The sequence below is a fragment of the Candidatus Tisiphia endosymbiont of Mystacides longicornis genome (assembly GCF_964031095.1).
Classification (GTDB): domain Bacteria; phylum Pseudomonadota; class Alphaproteobacteria; order Rickettsiales; family Rickettsiaceae; genus Tisiphia.
The window spans coordinates 525,754-544,635 of record NZ_OZ035004.1 but is presented as its reverse complement, the minus strand read 5'-3'; the positions used below and the strand labels follow the sequence as shown (position 1 = coordinate 544,635).

Annotated in this window: 16 protein-coding genes and 1 pseudogene; 8 read left to right on the top strand and 9 right to left on the bottom strand. The window is 34.6% G+C overall.

The annotated features are described in order from the left end of the window. The first annotated feature begins 340 nt into the window (after window positions 1-340). From mnmE to dksA, 3 genes are all read left to right on the top strand, one after another. On the top strand, window positions 341-1,699 hold the full coding sequence (mnmE, locus tag ACQH6S_RS02895) for a tRNA uridine-5-carboxymethylaminomethyl(34) synthesis GTPase MnmE (RefSeq protein ID WP_094649388.1): 1,359 nt from the start codon (window positions 341-343) through the stop codon (window positions 1,697-1,699). A 3-nt stretch (window positions 1,700-1,702) separates the two neighbouring features. Next, entirely contained in the window at window positions 1,703-2,647 is a 945-nt protein-coding gene (locus ACQH6S_RS02890) for a tyrosine recombinase XerC (protein ID WP_094649387.1), read from the top strand. Between the two features lie 64 nt (window positions 2,648-2,711). Then, window positions 2,712-3,131, top strand: coding sequence for an RNA polymerase-binding protein DksA (gene dksA / locus ACQH6S_RS02885; RefSeq protein WP_094649386.1), 420 nt, complete (start codon window positions 2,712-2,714; stop codon window positions 3,129-3,131). A gap of 179 nt (window positions 3,132-3,310) precedes the next feature. Here dksA and ACQH6S_RS02880 read toward each other — a convergent pair whose 3' ends face one another. The 5 genes and pseudogenes from ACQH6S_RS02880 to ACQH6S_RS02860 all read right to left on the bottom strand — a co-directional run bounded on the left by ACQH6S_RS02880 (window position 3,311) and on the right by ACQH6S_RS02860 (window position 5,695). Beyond that, a complete protein-coding gene (locus ACQH6S_RS02880) occupies window positions 3,311-3,469 on the bottom strand; it encodes a hypothetical protein (protein WP_425364730.1) in 159 nt (52 codons plus the stop codon). Window positions 3,470-3,532: 63 nt separating this feature from the next. Next, a pseudogene (locus ACQH6S_RS02875) lies at window positions 3,533-3,634 on the bottom strand (MerR family transcriptional regulator); the annotation flags it as partial. Continuing rightward, a complete protein-coding gene (locus ACQH6S_RS02870) occupies window positions 3,624-3,881 on the bottom strand; it encodes an HU family DNA-binding protein (RefSeq protein WP_425360882.1) in 258 nt (85 codons plus the stop codon). The pseudogene ACQH6S_RS02875 and the gene ACQH6S_RS02870, both read right to left, overlap by 11 nt. A gap of 317 nt (window positions 3,882-4,198) precedes the next feature. Continuing rightward, window positions 4,199-4,897: a hypothetical protein gene (locus ACQH6S_RS02865; protein ID WP_425360045.1), complete on the bottom strand. Its 699-nt coding sequence runs from the start codon at window positions 4,895-4,897 to the stop codon at window positions 4,199-4,201. Between the two features lie 45 nt (window positions 4,898-4,942). Continuing rightward, window positions 4,943-5,695 (bottom strand): IS5 family transposase, encoded by a 753-nt coding sequence (locus ACQH6S_RS02860; RefSeq protein WP_425360879.1) that lies wholly within the window; start codon window positions 5,693-5,695, stop codon window positions 4,943-4,945. Window positions 5,696-6,135: 440 nt separating this feature from the next. On the opposite strand from ACQH6S_RS02860, the gene typA reads away from it, so the two are divergent. Continuing rightward, entirely contained in the window at window positions 6,136-7,956 is a 1,821-nt protein-coding gene (gene typA, locus ACQH6S_RS02855; protein ID WP_425364669.1) for a translational GTPase TypA, read from the top strand. 494 nt (window positions 7,957-8,450) lie between these two features. Here the strand turns inward: typA and ACQH6S_RS02850 are convergent, their stop codons facing one another. Next, entirely contained in the window at window positions 8,451-9,950 is a 1,500-nt protein-coding gene (locus tag ACQH6S_RS02850) for an Npt1/Npt2 family nucleotide transporter (protein WP_425360043.1), read from the bottom strand. A 201-nt stretch (window positions 9,951-10,151) separates the two neighbouring features. Here ACQH6S_RS02850 and ACQH6S_RS02845 point away from each other — a divergent pair, with 201 nt between their 5' ends. The 4 genes from ACQH6S_RS02845 to ACQH6S_RS02830 are packed head-to-tail and all read left to right on the top strand — an operon-like array spanning window position 10,152 to window position 14,555. Further along, window positions 10,152-10,547: a hypothetical protein gene (locus ACQH6S_RS02845; RefSeq protein WP_094649260.1), complete on the top strand. Its 396-nt coding sequence runs from the start codon at window positions 10,152-10,154 to the stop codon at window positions 10,545-10,547. Then, window positions 10,547-11,857 carry a tRNA lysidine(34) synthetase TilS gene (tilS, locus tag ACQH6S_RS02840; protein ID WP_425360042.1) on the top strand — a complete coding sequence of 437 codons (1,311 nt, stop codon included), beginning with the start codon at window positions 10,547-10,549 and terminating at the stop codon, window positions 11,855-11,857. Before ACQH6S_RS02845 ends, tilS begins: the two co-directional genes overlap by 1 nt. Before the next feature lie 11 nt (window positions 11,858-11,868). After that, entirely contained in the window at window positions 11,869-13,755 is a 1,887-nt protein-coding gene (ftsH, locus tag ACQH6S_RS02835) for an ATP-dependent zinc metalloprotease FtsH (RefSeq protein WP_425360041.1), read from the top strand. A gap of 14 nt (window positions 13,756-13,769) precedes the next feature. After that, window positions 13,770-14,555: a succinate dehydrogenase iron-sulfur subunit gene (locus ACQH6S_RS02830; RefSeq protein ID WP_425360040.1), complete on the top strand. Its 786-nt coding sequence runs from the start codon at window positions 13,770-13,772 to the stop codon at window positions 14,553-14,555. A gap of 340 nt (window positions 14,556-14,895) precedes the next feature. Here the strand turns inward: ACQH6S_RS02830 and hemA are convergent, their stop codons facing one another. From hemA to ACQH6S_RS02815, 3 genes are all read right to left on the bottom strand, one after another. After that, window positions 14,896-16,140, bottom strand: coding sequence for a 5-aminolevulinate synthase (gene hemA / locus ACQH6S_RS02825; RefSeq protein ID WP_094649256.1), 1,245 nt, complete (start codon window positions 16,138-16,140; stop codon window positions 14,896-14,898). A 587-nt stretch (window positions 16,141-16,727) separates the two neighbouring features. Further along, complete coding sequence (mutL, locus tag ACQH6S_RS02820; protein WP_425360039.1) at window positions 16,728-18,722, bottom strand: DNA mismatch repair endonuclease MutL; 1,995 nt, start codon at window positions 18,720-18,722, stop codon at window positions 16,728-16,730. Beyond that, window positions 18,722-18,880: a zinc-finger domain-containing protein gene (locus tag ACQH6S_RS02815; protein ID WP_094649254.1), complete on the bottom strand. Its 159-nt coding sequence runs from the start codon at window positions 18,878-18,880 to the stop codon at window positions 18,722-18,724. Before ACQH6S_RS02815 ends, mutL begins: the two co-directional genes overlap by 1 nt. Window positions 18,881-18,882: the final 2 nt, after the last annotated feature.

Genomic DNA, 18,882 nt, shown 5'->3' with positions numbered 1-18,882 from the left:
TAGTTTAAGAAAATAAAGTAGAAAAGTCGTCTATTAGCGAGCCACCGTAGGTGGCGTGGCAATCCATCTCTATCGCTTTTCTGGATTGCTTCGTCGACCTACGGTCTCCTCGCAATGACGTTTTTACCTTGTCATTCCCGCGTAAGCGGGAATCTAGACCCCTGCTTACGCAGGGATAACTTCCTACACTGGAATGACAATTTATAGATCGCCTCGTTCTCTTCACAATAACACCTGTATTCTCAAAAACTTATTTAGATTAGCATAATTCTTATCCCAGACTAAGCTATTTAATGTATTATAATTAAAATAAATTACTTAGCAAGAGGCTCGCACCATCATGGAAACTATTTTTGCTCAAAGCTCTAAACCAGGAAAAGCTGGTGTTGCAGTCTTTCGTATTTCTGGATCTAACAGCTTGGTTGCATTAAAACACCTAATTAAAAATGATAATGCCACGTTTATTCCTAGAGTCATGTACTGTAAAAAACTTATCAACCCTAAGAATCAAGAATTAATTGATGAAGCAGTTGTAGCATACTTCCAAGCTCCAGCTAGCTTTACTGGAGAAGATGTAGTAGAAATATATACTCATGGCAGTATAGCAATTGCTGCTATGCTAACTGAAACATTGTTAACCATCGAAGGTTTAAGAATGGCAGAGCCTGGGGAATTTACCCGTAGGGCTTTTTTAAATGGTAAATTTGATTTAACTGCGGCAGAAGGTATTGCCGATTTAATTGAAGCTGAAACTGTTTGGCAACATAGGCAGGCGGTTAAGCAAGTTGGAGGAGAACTCGAAACACTTTATAATGGGTGGAGACAAACTTTACTGACTATTATTGGTTTACTAGAAGCTTATATTGATTTCCCCGATGAAGATATTCCGCAAGAAATATTAAATAGGGTTATGACTCTTAGTGGTGAACTTAAATATGCTATAATAAAACATCTTGACGATAATAGACGGGGGGAATTACTTCGAACAGGCATTAAATTAACCATTTTAGGAGCTCCTAATGTTGGTAAATCTAGCTTACTTAATTTTTTGATGCAAAGAGATGTTGCCATTGTTTCAAATATTGAGGGAACAACTCGTGACATAATTGAGGGACATCTAGATATTGGAGGATATCCAATTATATTACAAGATACAGCTGGCATAAGGGATAGTAATGATTTAATAGAATTAGAAGGCATCAAACGAGCAATTGAATCAGCAAGAATGGCTGATATCAAAATAGTTATGCTTGATGCGGTAAAATTAAGCAACTCACCCTCATTGGATAATTTAATTGATGACAATACAATAATATTGATCAATAAAATTGATCTGCTAGATGATAAGTGTCAAATAGATATATGTAAAGATACATTAAAGAAAAATTATTTAAAGATTTCTATAAAAGATAATATTGGGATGGATAGTCTGTTAAAGGAAATTGAAAATATTGCTCATAATATAGCTGGTTTAACCGAAACCCCGCATATTACTAGACAACGTCAACGAGCATTTATAGAAAAAGCCTTAGAATATTTAAAAAAATTCAATAATGAGAATTTTAATGGTGAAAATGACTTAGTGTTAGCTACAGAAGATGTTAGAATGGCTATTAGAAGTTTGAGTAATGTTACTGGTAAGATTAGCGTTGAAGAAGTGTTAGGAGAAATATTTAGTAATTTTTGTATAGGTAAATAATCGATGATTCAAAAAAAACAACAAGAAATATTAGAGTTGATAGATAAATGGCAAAAATATCTGAAATTACAAAGAAATTGTTCGGAACATACGATAATTTCTTATAAAAATGATTTAGAAAATTTTCTAAATTTCCTAAATCATTATAACTCGGAAATCATAACCATTAATTCTCTAAGGCAAGTTGATATAAGGCTAGTACGGAGCTGGCTTTCTAAAAGGCAGCAAGATAATTACCTAGCAGCTTCTAATTCTAGAGGCTTGTCGGCGATCAAGAATTTTTATAAATATCTAGAAAAGACCACTAATATTACTTGCCATGCCATTTTTTCCATCAAAAGTCCTAAGAAAGCTAAAATATTACCTAAATCTTTATCGCAGGATGACGCTCAATTATCTATTGAACATATTGATAATTTTACTGATTTAGAATGGGTAGAATGGAGAAATAAAGCCCTATTGGTGCTTATTTATGCTGCTGGGCTTAGAATATCTGAGGCATTATCGATAACTAAATCTCATCTACAAGACTTAGAGTTTATAAAAATAACAGGAAAGGGTAAAAAGGAGAGGATAATACCATGGACGCCAATAGCTAAAGATTTTATAGAACAATATTTAAATAAATTACCTTATAGTATCGGTGAAAAAGATCCAATATTTCTAGGTAAGTTGGGTAAAAAATTACAAGCTCCAGTGTTTAATCGTGAATTAATACGATTACGTCGCTTCTATGGCTTACCGGAACATTTATCAGCTCATTCCTTTAGGCATAGTTTTGCGACACACTTACTTGAAAATGGAGCAGAATTAAGGTCTATTCAGGAATTACTTGGGCATAAAAGCTTATCAACTACCCAGCGTTATACTAAGGTTAGTCTAAAACATTTGGAGAATATTTATAATAATGCCCACCCAATATCAAAATCTGATAGCAAAATATTATAATCTTCTTGCCATAATTTTTAGTTATACGTTATATTATCCATACTTTTAATATTGAGAAACCTATATGTCTAGAATTACCTTACTGGAAGGATATAAGCCTTCTAACGACGAAGAATATATGAACCCTAAACAGTTAGAATATTTTAGACAAAAACTTCTTGAGTGGAAACGTTCTTTGTTGGAAGAATCGCGGGAAACCTTAAACCATCTCAAGGAAGAAAATTGGAATGAACCAGATTTTAATGATCGGGCATCAATTGAAACGGATACGGCGCTAGAGTTACGAACAAGAGACAGGTATCGTAAGCTTATTGATAAAATAGAAGAGGCTTTGGTAAGGATAGAAAAAAATGAATATGGCTATTGCGAAGAAACTGGAGAACCAATTGGTTTAAAACGTTTAGAAGCAAGACCCGTTGCAACTTTGTGTATTGAATCGCAAGAGCGACATGAAAGCTATGAAAAACAGCATATAGATTTATAGTGGTAACTCACCTCCTTATGCATGGCATTTAAAAGTCATATAGAAAATAGCTTGGCGTCATTGCGAGAAGCTACTTTAGTAGCGACGAAGCAATCTAATGAATGTGGATTGCTTCGACCACGTAGTGGTCTTGCAATGACATCTTGCACTTTTCCGGAATTTTTAAATTGTCATGTGGTTTATGCGTAAGGTGAGTTATTCCCAACTTTAGAGAGGATTTGTTGGATAGTTAATGATAAGTCATAAAAATTTTTGATTAGATAATCAATCTTATTTATTTGATTATCTAATAGGTCAGCAGGCTGCTCTAATTCTAGAGGTACAATCTTGTTTGCCATATGGGTCTTCAAATATTCAATATCCTGGCTTGTATAATATCGTCTATTACGTATCTTATGTATAGCTAGGTTTGGCAACATACGCTCTAGATATCTTAGCTGGTGAGAGTGAATATTTAGAAGTTTTGTTACTTCGCTAATGGAGTAATATTTTTTATCCTGCATTTTTATTAATTAATAATTTTAATTTTTTAGCAGGTATAAAACGTATTACTTGTTTTTCTGGAATTATCACCGCCTCTTTTGTATGAAAATTTATACCAGGTCTAGGTTTTTTTATGCTAGTACAAAAGCTGCCAAAACCTACTAACGTCAATCTTTGCTTGCTTGCCATTTGCTGGATATTGCTAAATATTTGTTTGACTATTTCTTCGCATATAAGGTTTGATAGCCCCAATTTATCTTTTAACATACAAGCAATTTTTTCTTTAGTAATAGAAGTAGAATTAATTGATTTGGCTATACGCAAACGACTTGTTCTCAACACATCATTATCAAACTTAACTGAATTATCCTTTGTATCCACTGTCGATATGACCTTTTTAGAGATTTATACTAATTCCCATTTTAACCTATAGTCAATTCAAGAAAATTGGGTAGCAGGAGTAACGAGGGACGACGTCACTAACTTCTCATCAATTGACGATAGTATTTGTTTCAAAATGGAATATAACACAATAGGTATAGATTTAGCAAAAAATATTTTTCATCTTCATACAGTAGATAGAGCTATAAAATGTCAGAATCAGAGGTTAAATCCCCAGACAGTTCTAATGCACTATCTGTTGATTGATCTAAACTATCTTGACTAACTGTACACTTGTCAACTATTTTAAAAGCTTGATCTAAATACTCGGTATCATCTTTGCCAACATGTATTGCATGTATTCCATTGTTAGATGCTATATATCCATTATTGGGATTATCGTCTATTAAAACAACATTTTGATTATCATCAATACCAAAATAGTCCTTAGCTTCTTCTATATGTTTCTGTTTACCCATATTGGACATATCCTTTCCAATGGGATACGACACTACCAGAATTTTTTCACTTGCCTCTTTTCCTAAGAGCTGCTTAAGAGCATATTTGATGGCATCAGGATATGAGCAAAAAGATACAATGGCTATATGACAGCCTGCTTTTAATAGTTTTACTAATAGCTCCTCGTTTTTCCAACCTTTTGTTTCATCTTCTAGGAATCGATCTACATGAGGTATAAAATCTGATGTTTTTCTTAATAGTTCTTTGTTTTGTTCATTTTCTGTTTTATCTGCTAGAAACTTCTCTAAATAATTCGCACTAGGTACAAAGGCATCAATAAGACACTGCTCTAGAGAGTGTTTTACCATTGTTCCATCAAAATCAAAACAGAGTAATGTATTACCAGATTTAATTTTCGGCTCTAGTTTAAGTTTTTTTTTCAAAGGCTCATCTTCTTTTTTAACTTCTAGGTTCTGTTGACAAAATTTTTAACGTAACCATATTAAAGCTCCAACAAAATTTAGAAAGGCTAAAAAGGTGGCTGGGGCTTTATCAAACCTAGAAAATATACGCCTAAAATGTTTGATTTTACCAAAGAAACATTCAATTAAATGGCGTTCTTTATAAATATGTTTATCATATTCACGTTGTACTTTACGATTAGATTTTGGTGGGATAACAACCTCGCACCCCTTATTTTCTAAGCTTTCTACAAACGCACTACTATCATATCCTTTATCACCTATCACCGTCGTATTCTGAACATCTTTAGTAAGATTTTCAGCCTGAGTGATATCATTTCTTTGCCCAGCAGTTAGTATAAACTTCAGTGGGTTACCCAATGCATCAACGAGGGCATGAATTTTAGTACTAAAACCACCTTTGCTTCTACCTAAAGCTGCTTCCTCTTGATTACCTTTAATATATCCAGATGAGCAAGCATGTGCTCTTACAATAGTTGCATCAATCATCATTGATTCCATATCTACATCTACTTTAACATGATCCATTAAAGCTTCCCATATACCTTTGTCAACCCATCTCTTAAATCTGCGATAAACACTGTACCAACAACCATAATAATCAGGCAGAAGACGCCATTGACAACCTGTTCTAGCAATAAACCATATTGCTTCAATAAACTGTCTTATTTTTTCCTCATTCTTGTTGTGTATAGCTTTTTTTTTCTTAAAAAATGATAAAATTGCTTCCCATGCTTGGTCTTCTATGTAATACTTCATATCGGTAGTTTCTTGGTTTCGATAACTAGAAACTACCATTTCTTCTTACTATTGCAACTTCTTTATTCTACTCTGATAACTTAACATAAAATTTTGTCAACAGAACCTAGTTTACTAAAATTAAAATGGAGGGATTTTGATAATAATGATAATCTTTTTGACATCTGTTCTCTTATGTTTAGTTTATTATTTTTGCAATAGGTAGCTTATCGGGAAACCTAAAAACTCATAATCTAATAAACTAAAATTCCAAATTCTACAAGTACAAATTATTACTTAAATGAAGTGTTATAGTTGTTTCCGACAGCCTCCTAGCCCCAAATTCTCCGGAATTGACTATATATAATAAAATTACTATATAAACACTATAAGAACTCTATTCCATTTTGATCCATTATACTATATAATCACCAATTAAAAAAATATATTAAAGGTTTTTGATGTCTGCTATTCGCAATATTGCTATTATCGCCCACGTTGATCATGGTAAAACCACTCTAGTTGATAATATGCTTAAGCAAAGTGGAACTTTCCGAGCAAACCAGGAAGTAGCAGAGCGTGCTATGGATTCAAATGACCTGGAACGTGAACGTGGTATAACCATTTTAGCTAAATGCACCTCCCTGATGTGGAAAGATATCCGTATCAATATAGTTGATACTCCTGGTCACGCTGATTTTGGTGGCGAGGTAGAACGCATTCTTACTATGGTAGATGGGGTCATATTACTAGTTGATTCTTCTGAAGGCACAATGCCTCAGACAAAATTTGTGTTGTCAAAAGCTCTAAAACTTGGTTTAAAACCAATTGTTGTTATCAATAAAATTGACCGCCCCGATAGAAGGGTAAGTGAAGTAGTCGATGAAGTATTTGAATTATTTCTGGCATTAGAAGCAAATAATGAACAATTAGATTTTCCTATTATCTATGCTTCAGGGCGTAGCGGTTGGGCATCGCGTCACTTAGACGATGAGCAAAAAGACCTTGCTCCGCTTTTTGATTTGATAGTATCTCATGTGCCTACTCCTATCGCTGATAGCGAAGCTCCTTTTTCTATGCTTGTTACCACTAGAGAATATAACCCATATTTTGGTCGTGTACTTACTGGTCGTATCCATAGTGGGACAATTAAGACCAACCAAAATGTTAAAGCCCTAAATCGTGATAATATGACAACTGAAAATGCCCGAATAAGCAAAATACTCTCATTCCGAGGATTGGAACGGGTAGCTATCGATGTGGCATATGCTGGGGATATTATTGCTATTGCTGGAATTCAAAACGCTACTGTAGCCGATACGATATGTACTCCTGAGATAATGGTAGCACTGCCATCCTTACCTATAGATCCACCAACATTATCTATGACCTTTGGAGTAAATGACTCTCCTCTTGCTGGACGAGAAGGTTCAAAACTTACTGCTAGAGTTTTAGGCGATAGATTGATGCGAGAGATCGAAAGTAACGTAGCAATACAGGTCAGCCAAACTGAAGAAAAAGATGCTTTTCAAGTTGCAGGTCGTGGTGAGCTACAATTAGGAATATTGATCGAGACTATGAGACGTGAAGGTTTTGAGCTATCAATCAGCAGACCACGCGTATTATTCAAAGAGGACGAACAGGGGAAGAGATTAGAACCAATTGAAGAAATCCAAGTTGATGTTGATGATGATTTTGTTGGGGTTGTGGTTAAGTCACTTGCCATACGTAAAGCAGAAATGACTGATATGCGTCCATCCGGCGGCGGTAAAACTAGAGTAACATTTTTAGGACCATCACGTGGTCTTATTGGCTATCACGGTCAATTCTTAACTGAAACTCGGGGTACCGGTGTTATGAACCGTGTTTTCCATAGCTACGCTCCCTATAAAGGAGCTATTGAAGGAAGGCGTAATGGAGTGTTAATTTCCAATGGAGATGGTGAAGCTGTTGCCTATGCTCTATGGAATCTTGAAGATCGTGGAAAAATGTTTATAAACCCTAATGAACTAGTATATCAGGGAATGATTATAGGAGAACATAATCGGGATAATGATCTAGAGGTCAACCCTCTAAAAGCCAAGCAATTGTCAAATGTTAGGGCTTCGGGTAAGGATGAAGCTATGCGGCTCATTCCACCACTCCTTATGACATTAGAGCAAGCTATCAGCTATATCGAAAATGATGAAAGGGTAGAAGTTACTCCTAAATCAATTAGACTCCGTAAGGCAATGTTGAATCCTAACGACCGGAAGAGATCGGAACGACGCAACGAGGAATAGGAGACTGCCTGCAATAACTAATTAATTATATTTTGAGCTATTTTTTGGTGAGAATAAATATGATTTATGCAGAAATAATGTACCTATTTCAAGAAAATCATGTTTATATGCAGCCCAAAAGAGCCAAATATAGAATTACTTAGTTATTGTAGGCAGACTCCTAGCTTCTTTAGACGAAAGAAAGTGAGATATGAATAAGGTGGTTTTTCTAGTCTGTTAGACAGAAGGATAGGTCATATGCCGCCAAACAAAGTAGCAGTTGATGGATATATGGATTAAGGTAGCATCCTAATTTGATAGTGACAATGGACGATGCTAGGAGACTGCCTGCAACAATTAAAGTAATTCTATATTTGGCTCTTTTTGGTTGCGAATAAACATGATTTTCTTGAAATAGATGACTATTCCTACAAAAGTCATATCTATTCTCGCCGAAAAATAGCTCAAAATATAATTAATTAGTTATCGTAGGCAGCCTCCTAGCCTTGTTACAACTAACTTCCAGATTTGCTATTAATCTGAACTTGATATTCCTTATTAAGTGCTTTAATCGCGTATATCCATAATATTACGATAACAAAAAATATAGCAGCGAAATAAGGGGTAGCTTCAACGAAGGTAAAAGTAGGAAGCAAGATAAAGAATGTTGACTGGATAATACCACCACCAGATTTACCGAACCTACCACCTATCACTTCTACTGCCGCTTGTCCTTTTGTTCTAAGATCCTTATCAATAGGGATATATGCCATATTCTTGGTAGCATCAAATAGTGAATATTTTGTTGCCTTGCTTAAAATATTTTGAATCATTCCAATCATCACTGCTACTGCCAAAGGTCCAGAAGCGAATAGACCAGTAACATACATCGCAATAGTGCTATCAAAGAAAATGAAGGCAAAAAAAGCAACCCCAGTAATTAACATCATCATAGGAGTAATCATCGCGGCAGTGAACCAAGAAACCCTTCTTAAGATATTAGAGCCAACAACCATGAATAATATAGCTGTCACACCTTGCCAAGCCTGAAATTGCCCCATATACATGGTATAGTCTTCTTTGCTTGGATATAGTTGCTGAATCTTTGACTTCCATACACCTTCTACAAGATTTACTGACACACTATAAGATATAATGAGTAAGGCAATAAGCCCTAAATATTTTGAACTAAAAATCATTCTAAAGCTTTCTATAAGAGATAGCTTAACCTTACCTTTCTTGCTTACTTTACTCGTTGCGTCATATAAAGTAGGATCGGTTAAAACATGCTGATTCATCCATCTATACAATAACATGATAATTACAGCACTACCCATCATAATAACAAATAGTGGAGTATATTTCAGATGTTCTGCAACTATTTGAGTTTCTGTGCTTAAAAAATAGCAAAGTATTATGGCAGTAACTGGTAAAGATAAATTTGCTAACATACCAAACATAGAATAAAAGCGTTTTGCCTCTTCAGTCTTAGTAATTTGGTTAGCAAATTGCCAAAATAATAAGCTAAGCATCATACTTCCCCAAAGTTCTGATATAGCATAGAAGACTGCAAAACTCCACTTACCAACTACCCTAATAAACCACTTAAAATTGGGATACGCATTACTTAATGTCTCAATTGTTTCAGGATTAGGATGCACCAACTCTGGATATGGGTATAATACGAAAGTAAATAATACAAAATATGCTAGAAAAAAACTGGTCACAGCGTAAAAAACATTTTCTTGTTTTAAAAAGTCACAGAGTTTTACATAAGCAACCATAAATAGTATTGCCATTGGTAAAACAACATAGGTTTTTACAAAGCTTATTGATTCAGGACCAATAGCTGTTACGACAAATCCATCTTTTATCGACCTAAGGGTGGAATAGTTGAGCAAAATGCAAAACATCATAGCTGCCATAGGCAGAAACTTCTTATTTTCATGCCCTTCAATTGGCCAAACCACTCTTCTTAATTCTGAGAAATAACTATTATCTTTCACCTTATCCATACTGTTTTATTCATTATATAATCAGTACACTTATATAGATTTATGTACAAAAAGTCAAATAAAATGATTAATTCTTTTCGTATATCATACAATTTATGATTAGTGTTAAGAAAGATAATAATGTATATTTATTTTGCTAGTTTTCATATTTAGCAATTAAATTTTAAAAATTATATAAAAGTATTTTTATGGAGTGTATAAATGATAAAAAAAAATAGATTAGACTTTCTGTATAAGGCAATTACTATTGTAGGAGTGCTATTACTAAGCTCATATAGTATAGCAAATACTACGTCACCCACAATGTCAAATGCCAAACAAACTAATATTAATAGTACTACTGTTAATAACGATAATGAATTACAAAAAATTATTGATGAGTTCGGTTCTTATGCTGCAGGAATTTCAGCAGAACTGAGGGAAGAAATAAAACAATATCGAATAGAAGTTGCTAAAATTAACGCTCATAAACGCGAATTATATAAAAAAATCTCACAAGAAGCTCAAAAATATCTTGCTAAAGAACGAGAATATAAAAAAAGAATTTCAGATTTGAAAAAAGATCAAGAAAATCCTAGCTCTACTGAAAAAAAATAATGCTTTATCAACAATTTCAGCAAAATATTGAGCAGCTAATTGGCAATAGACCTCCGAGGTCTGTTGCCTTAGCTGTTTCTGGGGGGTCTGATTCCATAGCCCTTTTAATGTTAACACATAAATGGGTCAGCACTAATAGTATTAATGAAAATATTAGTATGGTTGTGATGTTAGTTGACCATCATTTACGGGAACAATCTAAGCTAGAGCATGAGTATGTTCGGGATTTAAGCCGTAAATTGGGGTATGACTACCATCTACTTCACTTCGATCACCAAAATAATTTTTCTAATTTACAAGCAAGGGCAAGAGAAGGACGTTATCAATTAATGACCGATTTATGTAAAAAATTAGATATATTGACAATTTTGACAGCCCATCATTTGGATGATTATATAGAAAATTATTGTCTGAGATTAGAAAAAAAAAGTAGCATATTTGGACTTAGTGGTAGCCCTATTAATTGGTATAATAATGTTAAAATAGTGAGACCATTGTTTAACATACCAAAACAACGGTTAGTAACGTATTTAATTGCCAATAATATAAAATGGTTTGAAGATGAATCGAATAAATCCGACAAATACCAACGAAATATTATTAGAAAAAAATTATCTCAACAAGGAGAATATGTAAAAAATCAAATAATTTCTGAGCAATCTACAATTAACCAATTAGTAGAAGAAAAATTGCAACCTGAATTAATCGCTTGCATTGCCGAATCAGTAAAAATTTATCAATTCGGTTTTGCTACTATAAATTTATTACAGATTACAAGATTTTCTAGCGAAATAATACTACAGTTAATTAGTTTTGTCCTTATCATTATTAGCGGTAAAAATCGTAGTAGTAGATCAGAGCCAATAAGGATAATAGTGATATTATTACAACAACAAATGAATTTTACTAAAACATTACATGGTTGTGTGATAAAAAAAATTAATAATAATTTAATAATTTGCCGGGAATTTGGCAGAAGTTTGCCGATGGACATTAAACTTAACAATATAGATATTTGGGATGGTAGATTCCGTTTTACAGGAAGCTTTGCAAATAATTCAGGCTACTTAGTAAGTAATTTAACGATCAAGGATTATAGTAAAATAAGAAAAGATTTAGATTTAACAATACTAAAAGAGACAAGTTTCAATAACCATGTTGCTATTTTATTCACTCTACCAGTAGTCAAGATACTTGAAAAAGTTATAGCCATACCCCATATATCCTACTATAATGATGAGGGGTTGAGTAAGGGGCTTGATGTTGCTTTTTCTCCAAATTTTGTATCGCGTTTTACGCATTTCTGTTAGGTGAGTTGTAGATGAATAATCAAGGTAAGAATGTTCTAATTTGGGTATCGATTTTTGTTTTAATGGTGCTTGTTTTTCATGCATTTCAAAATGATGGTTTTATTGGAGGAAAGAGTAATATTTCTTTCTCAGATTTTTTAACCAAAATTGATGAAAAAGCAGTTAGTTCTGTTAAAATTCAGGGTAGAATAATCGATGGAAATCTAAGTGATGGAACAGCTTTTTCAACTTATGCTCCTGACTATCCAGATTTAATAAACCGTCTAAGTAGTAACGGTGTATATATTGAAGTAATACCTCCTGATACCAAAATGAACCTATTGTTTAGCATATTCATTTCGTGGTTCCCAATGATTTTGTTGATAGGTGGCTGGATATTTTTCATGCGTCAAATGCAAGGCGGTGGGAAAGCTATGGGTTTTGGCAAATCTAAAGCCAAGCTAGTTTCAGATAAGGGACCAAAAGTTACTTTTAAAGATGTTGCTGGTATTGATGAAGCTAAAGAAGAATTAACTGAAATTGTTGATTTTCTTAGAGATCCAAGCAAATTCCAGAAACTTGGTGGTAAAATCCCCAAAGGCTGTTTATTAATAGGATCGCCTGGAACAGGTAAAACTCTGTTAGCAAGAGCTATAGCAGGTGAGGCAAATGTTCCGTTCTTTAGTATTTCTGGTTCTGATTTTGTTGAAATGTTTGTTGGTGTGGGTGCAAGCCGTGTACGTGATATGTTCGAACAAGGGAAGCGTAATGCCCCTTGCATAATCTTTATTGACGAAATAGATGCTGTAGGTCGTCACAGAGGTATTGGCATGGGCGGTGGTAACGATGAACGTGAACAAACATTGAATCAGATGTTAGTTGAAATGGATGGGTTTGAAGATAATGAAGGAGTAGTGATTATTGCGGCAACTAACAGACCTGATGTACTTGACACTGCCTTACTAAGACCCGGAAGGTTTGATCGTCAAATTACTGTACCTAATCCAGATATTGATGGTAGAGAACAAATTTTACAAGTACATTTGAAGAAGATAAAATGTGCTAAGAATATAATACCTAGAACCATAGCTAGAGGAACTCCTGGATTCTCAGGGGCAGAGCTTGCTAATCTTGTTAACGAATCGGCATTAATTGCTGCTCGTAAAGGCAAAAAAGAAGTTGATATGCTGGAATTAGAGGAAGCAAAAGATAAGGTGTTAATGGGCGTGGAAAGACGTTCTATGATTATGTCAGATGAGCAGAAAAAACTAACTGCCTATCATGAAGGTGGGCATGCATTAGTTGGGCTTTACTGCCCAGCTTCTGATCCAATTCATAAAGCAACTATTATTCCAAGAGGTAAAGCGCTTGGTATGGTAATGAGATTACCTGAAAATGATCGGTTTTCTATACAGCGTGATAAAATGGAAGCTGACATAGCGGTAGCAATGGCAGGCAGAGTAGCTGAAGAACTTATTTTTGGTAAAGACAAAGTTACTTCTGGTGCTTCTTCTGATATTAAAATGGCAACCAGAATGGCTAGAGCTATGGTAACTGATTGGGGGCTAAGTGATGCAATAGGGCCTGTATATCATGGCTCAAGCAATGAAGATATGTATGCTAGTGGTAGGGGGGAAGGTCATACTTCTGTACATACCGCAGAATTAATTGATAGGGAAGTGAAAAATTTTGTTGAAAAAGGTTACGATTTAGCAAAAAATATACTAACTGAGCATATTAGTGAACTCCATCTATTAGCCAAAATATTAATTGAGCATGAAACATTGTCAGGGCAACAGATTAAAAACTTGCTTAGTGGTAGAGCTATGAATTCAGAAGAGGCAAATTTATTTCCAATGAGCAATGATGATAATGGTACTATAAAAATTAAAAAACCAAGTCGGAAAAAAGACTTGTAGAGTGGGGAATAGATATGGCAGAACTTAGATTACCACCTAATTCTAAAGTCGGTAAAGGTATAGTACATAAATATTCTGGGAAAGCGGTTAAGTTACGTAATGTTAGGATTTATAGGTATGATCCAGATTCTGAGGAAAACCCGAGAATTGATATTTACGAGTTAGATCTAGACAAAACAGGTCCAATGGTTCTAGATGCCTTAATTAAAATAAAAAATGAAATAGATTCTACTTTGACTTTCAGACGCTCTTGTCGTGAAGGGATTTGTGGTAGTTGTGCAATGAATATAGATGGAACTAATACACTTGCCTGCATTAAGCCTATTGAAGAAATTTGTGGTGATATCAAGATATACCCCCTACCACATATGAAGGTAGTAAAAGATTTAGTACCAGATATGTCACATTTCTATGCTCAATATGAATCGATAGAACCTTGGCTAAAAACTGATACTCTTCCTCCTTCCAATAGTGAAAGATTACAGTCGCTTAAGGATAGAGAAAAATTAGATGGGCTATATGAATGTATATTATGTGCATGTTGTTCCACCTCCTGCCCAAGCTATTGGTGGAATGGTGATAAATATTTAGGTCCTGCGATTTTACTACAAGCTTATCGGTGGATTGCTGATTCTAGGGATGAGTATACTGGAGAGCGTTTAGATGCTTTAGAAGATCCGTTTAAGCTATATCGTTGTCATACAATTATGAACTGTACCAAAACTTGTCCAAAAGGTTTAAATCCAGCTAAAGCTATTGCAGAGATAAAAAGCCAAATAATACAACGTCATGGAGTATAAAATAGAACTTTTTTATTGAATTACTCACTTACGCATAACACCCATGACAATTTAAAGATTCCGGGAAAGTACAAGACGTTATTGCGAGGAACTGCTTTAGTAGCGACGAAACCATTATAAGTTAAAAGTATGATATCCATTTTTCTGTCATCCCTGCATAAACAGGGATATAGATTCCCGCCTACGCGGGAATGACAAAGGAACGAATTATGGATTGCCTCCTATAGTCAATTCAGGGGAATTGGGTAGCAGGAGCGATGGAGCGACGCCTATAAGTAATAGGCGAGATTGAGCAACGACGTCACAAACTTCTCATCAATTGACTATTCTATGATAGTACCTATGCTGCGGGGTATAGAGGTAATTTTATTATAGAATGGGAATTGATGGATGGTGATATATCCAGTACACTAAGAATTTCAACAAGAGCTTTGGTAAGATCCTGAATCATTTTATCGGTATGGTTGGGTGTTGGAATGATTCTTAAGCGTTCTGTACCACGTGGTACTGTTGGAAAGTTGATATGCTGAACATAAATATTATAGTCATTCAACAACATATTAGAGGCTTGTTTGGCTTTAATTGGGTCGCCAATAATTATTGGTATAATATGGCTATCATTCTTAAAATAATTCACTTTAGCTTGATCAAAAGATTTTTTTACCTTGGCTATTACCTTTTGATAAGTTTCCCTTTCTATATTAGAATTTTTTAAATGACGAATACTTGCAGTTGCTGCCGAAGCGATAATTGGCGGTAAAGAGGTGGTGAATATAAAACCTGGAGCCGTAAGTCTTATAGAATCGATAATCTGACTATCAGCTGCAATATAGCCGCCAATAACGCCGTAAGCCTTGCCAAGGGTTCCCTGGATAATATTAATTTTATCAGCACAACCTTGAAGATCGGCAATACCAGCACCATGCTTGCCATATAGACCCACTGTATGTACTTCGTCAATAAAAGTTAAAGCATTATATTTTTTAGCTAAATTCACTATTTTTTCTATTGGAGAAAATAATCCGTCCATAGAATAAGCGGATTCAAAAACAATAATCTTTGGTCTATTAATATCTACCTTTTTAAGTAGTTCTTCAAGATGTTGAACATCAATATGTCGATAAATATGTTTTTCAGCTTTTGAGTTACATATACCAGAAATAATAGAAGCGTGATTTAACTCATCTGAGAAAAAAACTATATTAGGCATTATTTTTGCTAGTGTTGCAAGGGTGGTATCATTGGCAACATAACCGGAAGTAAAGACTAAAGCTGATTCTTTATTATGTAAGGTTGCTAGTTCTTGTTCTAATTCTATTATACAGCTATTATTGCCGCCTATATTTCTTGTGCCACCAGAGCCAATGCCATATTTGGCTATAGCCTCTAGAGCAGCTTTGGTAACATCTGGGTGCTTACTCATTCCAAGATAATCATTAATACACCACATGACAATTTCTTTATCAACATACCAAGCGGACGGGAAATTATCTGCCTGCCTTTGAACAGGAACAAATTCACGGTATCTGCCTTCTTGTTTAATTCTAGTTATGTGATTATCAAATATATTATTATAGTTAAACATTATATTAACCTCAATTGCCAGTTGCTAGGAGACCGTCTCCTAGACAAACAAAAAATTATAGAAATTTACTATTTTCATCAAAAATATGAAAACAATTTTTCCAATATTAGTGAGCATTCACGGAAAAAGAGTTAAAGTACAAAACGTCATTGCCAAGAGGCGTAGCCGACGAAGCAATCCATTCCTGAGCATTTTTTGGATTGCCGCGTCGCCGCAAAGCGGCTCCTCACAATGACAGCATGGGGTGCTTATTCGGCACTAATTCCAGTTAATTCACTATATCTATAAATATAACAGATTTTTTTGCTGCACTAATAGTTGTTTTTATTATTTTTGCGGTATTACTTATTTTTTTCATTCCCTAACTCAGTAACTACTATTACCCATTCTTTAAAGGGCTTATTCTTATCCCAAATTAATGGATTATATTAAGCTATCAATAGACCTCTTGCAAAACTCGCTTATGCTGAGGAATTTGAAGGAGACGCGGAACGCAGAACCGCAGCGTACTCTAGCGTACGTGAGGATTCGAGTACCGCATCATTGTCCAAATTACCAGCAAAAGTAGAGTTTTGCAGGAGGTCTAATTATGTACGTCCAAATAATCGCTCAATATCTTTGAGTTTGAGTTCAATGTAAGTTGGTCTACCATGATTACATTGACCTGAAAAAGGGGTTTTCTCCATTTGCCTTAACAATTCATTCATTTCTTCAGAAGATAATTTACGACCTGCTCTGATAGAATAATGACATGCATATGTTTCTGTAACATGTTCAATCAATTGAATCAAGGAAATATTTTCGCCAAGATCAGATAAATTATCTGCTAAGTCTTGAATAAGTTGGCTTATATTGATATCTCCTAATAGGCTTGGAGCCTCTGATACAATGATGGATCGCTCGCCAAATTTTTCTATGCTTAAACCTAATTTAGAAAGGTCTGCCTTCTTATTATATAATAAATCGGCTCTTTTGACATCTGGTAATTCTATTATCTCAGGTATCAGTAATCTCTGCTTAATTAGCCCATTATTACTTATCGTCTGTTTAATTTTTTCATATCCCAAACGTTCATGGGCTGCATGTTGATCTACGATAACAATACTATCTGCTGTTTGTGATATTATATAAGTACCGTGCAATTGTGCTCTTGCCGCTCCGAGTAACCCATTGTTACAATCGCTATGGGTATAGTCAATTGATGAGAAGTTGGTGACGTCGTCGCTCAATGCTCGCCTATTACTTATAGGCGTCGCTCCATCGCTCCTAGCATCAACTTCTCCTGAATTGACTATAGAGTCCTCTACTACCTCTACTTTAGCATGAGGTTCAGTCTTTATTAATGGCTGTTGAATATTAAAACTATTTTGGTTGGATTTAGGGAGAGTTAAATTTTGGGTTCGATAAGTACTGCTATTATCAGATACGCTCAAATTATGTGGAGTTAAATTATCCGGGTATATTTTTTTTGAAGAGCTAGGACTTTTTTGTAATGGTATATTTGTTTTAATAGCATTATTAGTAGTTGCTGTATTTCGAAAAAGACCTAAGGCAGTTGTGGCAATATTCGTTGAAACCATATGACTTTTCGTGGCAAGGGCATCCTTGATAGAGCTTACCAGTAATCCCCGTATGGTATTTGGATCGTGAAACCTTACTTCTGTTTTGGCAGGGTGAACATTAACGTCAACCATTTGGGGATCTATTTGTAGAAACAAAACTGAAACTGGGTGTCTATCCCGAGCTAAGTAATCCTGATATGCTACTCTTAAAGCGATTTGTAGTAATTTATCCTTAACCGGTCTATTATTAACAAATAAAAACTGATCCTCAGCAGAAGCTCTATTAAAGGTAGGAATACTAGTAAAGCCATATACTGAAATTTCTGGTCTTTGTAGATTAATATGAACCGAATTTTCAATAAAATCAGAACCTACTATATCAATTATTCTTTGCTTTAGAATTTCGTCAAAATTACCATCTTGTCCTTTTACTTTTAGAATATTTTTACCATCATGAGATAAATTAATACTGATTTTAGGATGAGCTAATGCAATTTTCTTTATTACATCTAATGAAGCTGCAAATTCGGTTTTATCAGATCTTAAGAACTTTAATCTTGCAGGAGTAGCAAAGAATAAATCTCGTATTTCAATCTTAGTACCTTCGTTGTGAATGGTAGGCTTACTTCCTTTATTACTCCCACCACTAATTTGCATCTGATATGCTCTATCAGCTCCACGTGCCTTTGAAGTAATCAGCATCTTACTTACAGATCCTATAGAAGGTAATGCCTCTCCGCGAAAGCCAAAAGTGTGAATATTTAATAAATCTAGCTCATCAAGTTTAGAAGTAGTATGACGCTCTATGGCAATATTTAGGTCATCCTCAGACATACCTATTCCATTATCAGAAATAACAATAAGATTTTTGCCTGCTTGCTCAAGCATTATATCTATCTTAGTGCTAGCTGCATCAATAGCATTCTCAACTAGTTCTTTTACCACCGAAGCTGGTCGTTCAATTACCTCTCCAGCAGCGATACGATTTATAGTGCTATCTGATAGGAGTTTTATCTTCATTACTTAATTAACACAAATTTTTTACTACAATAAGGACACATAATAGAACCTTTGGTTGAATCAATTTCCAAATAAATTCTTGGATGATCATAAGGCGACTCTCTGCCAGAACATGATATTGATGTAGAGATAGTCTCAATAATTTCTACATTTTGCATAA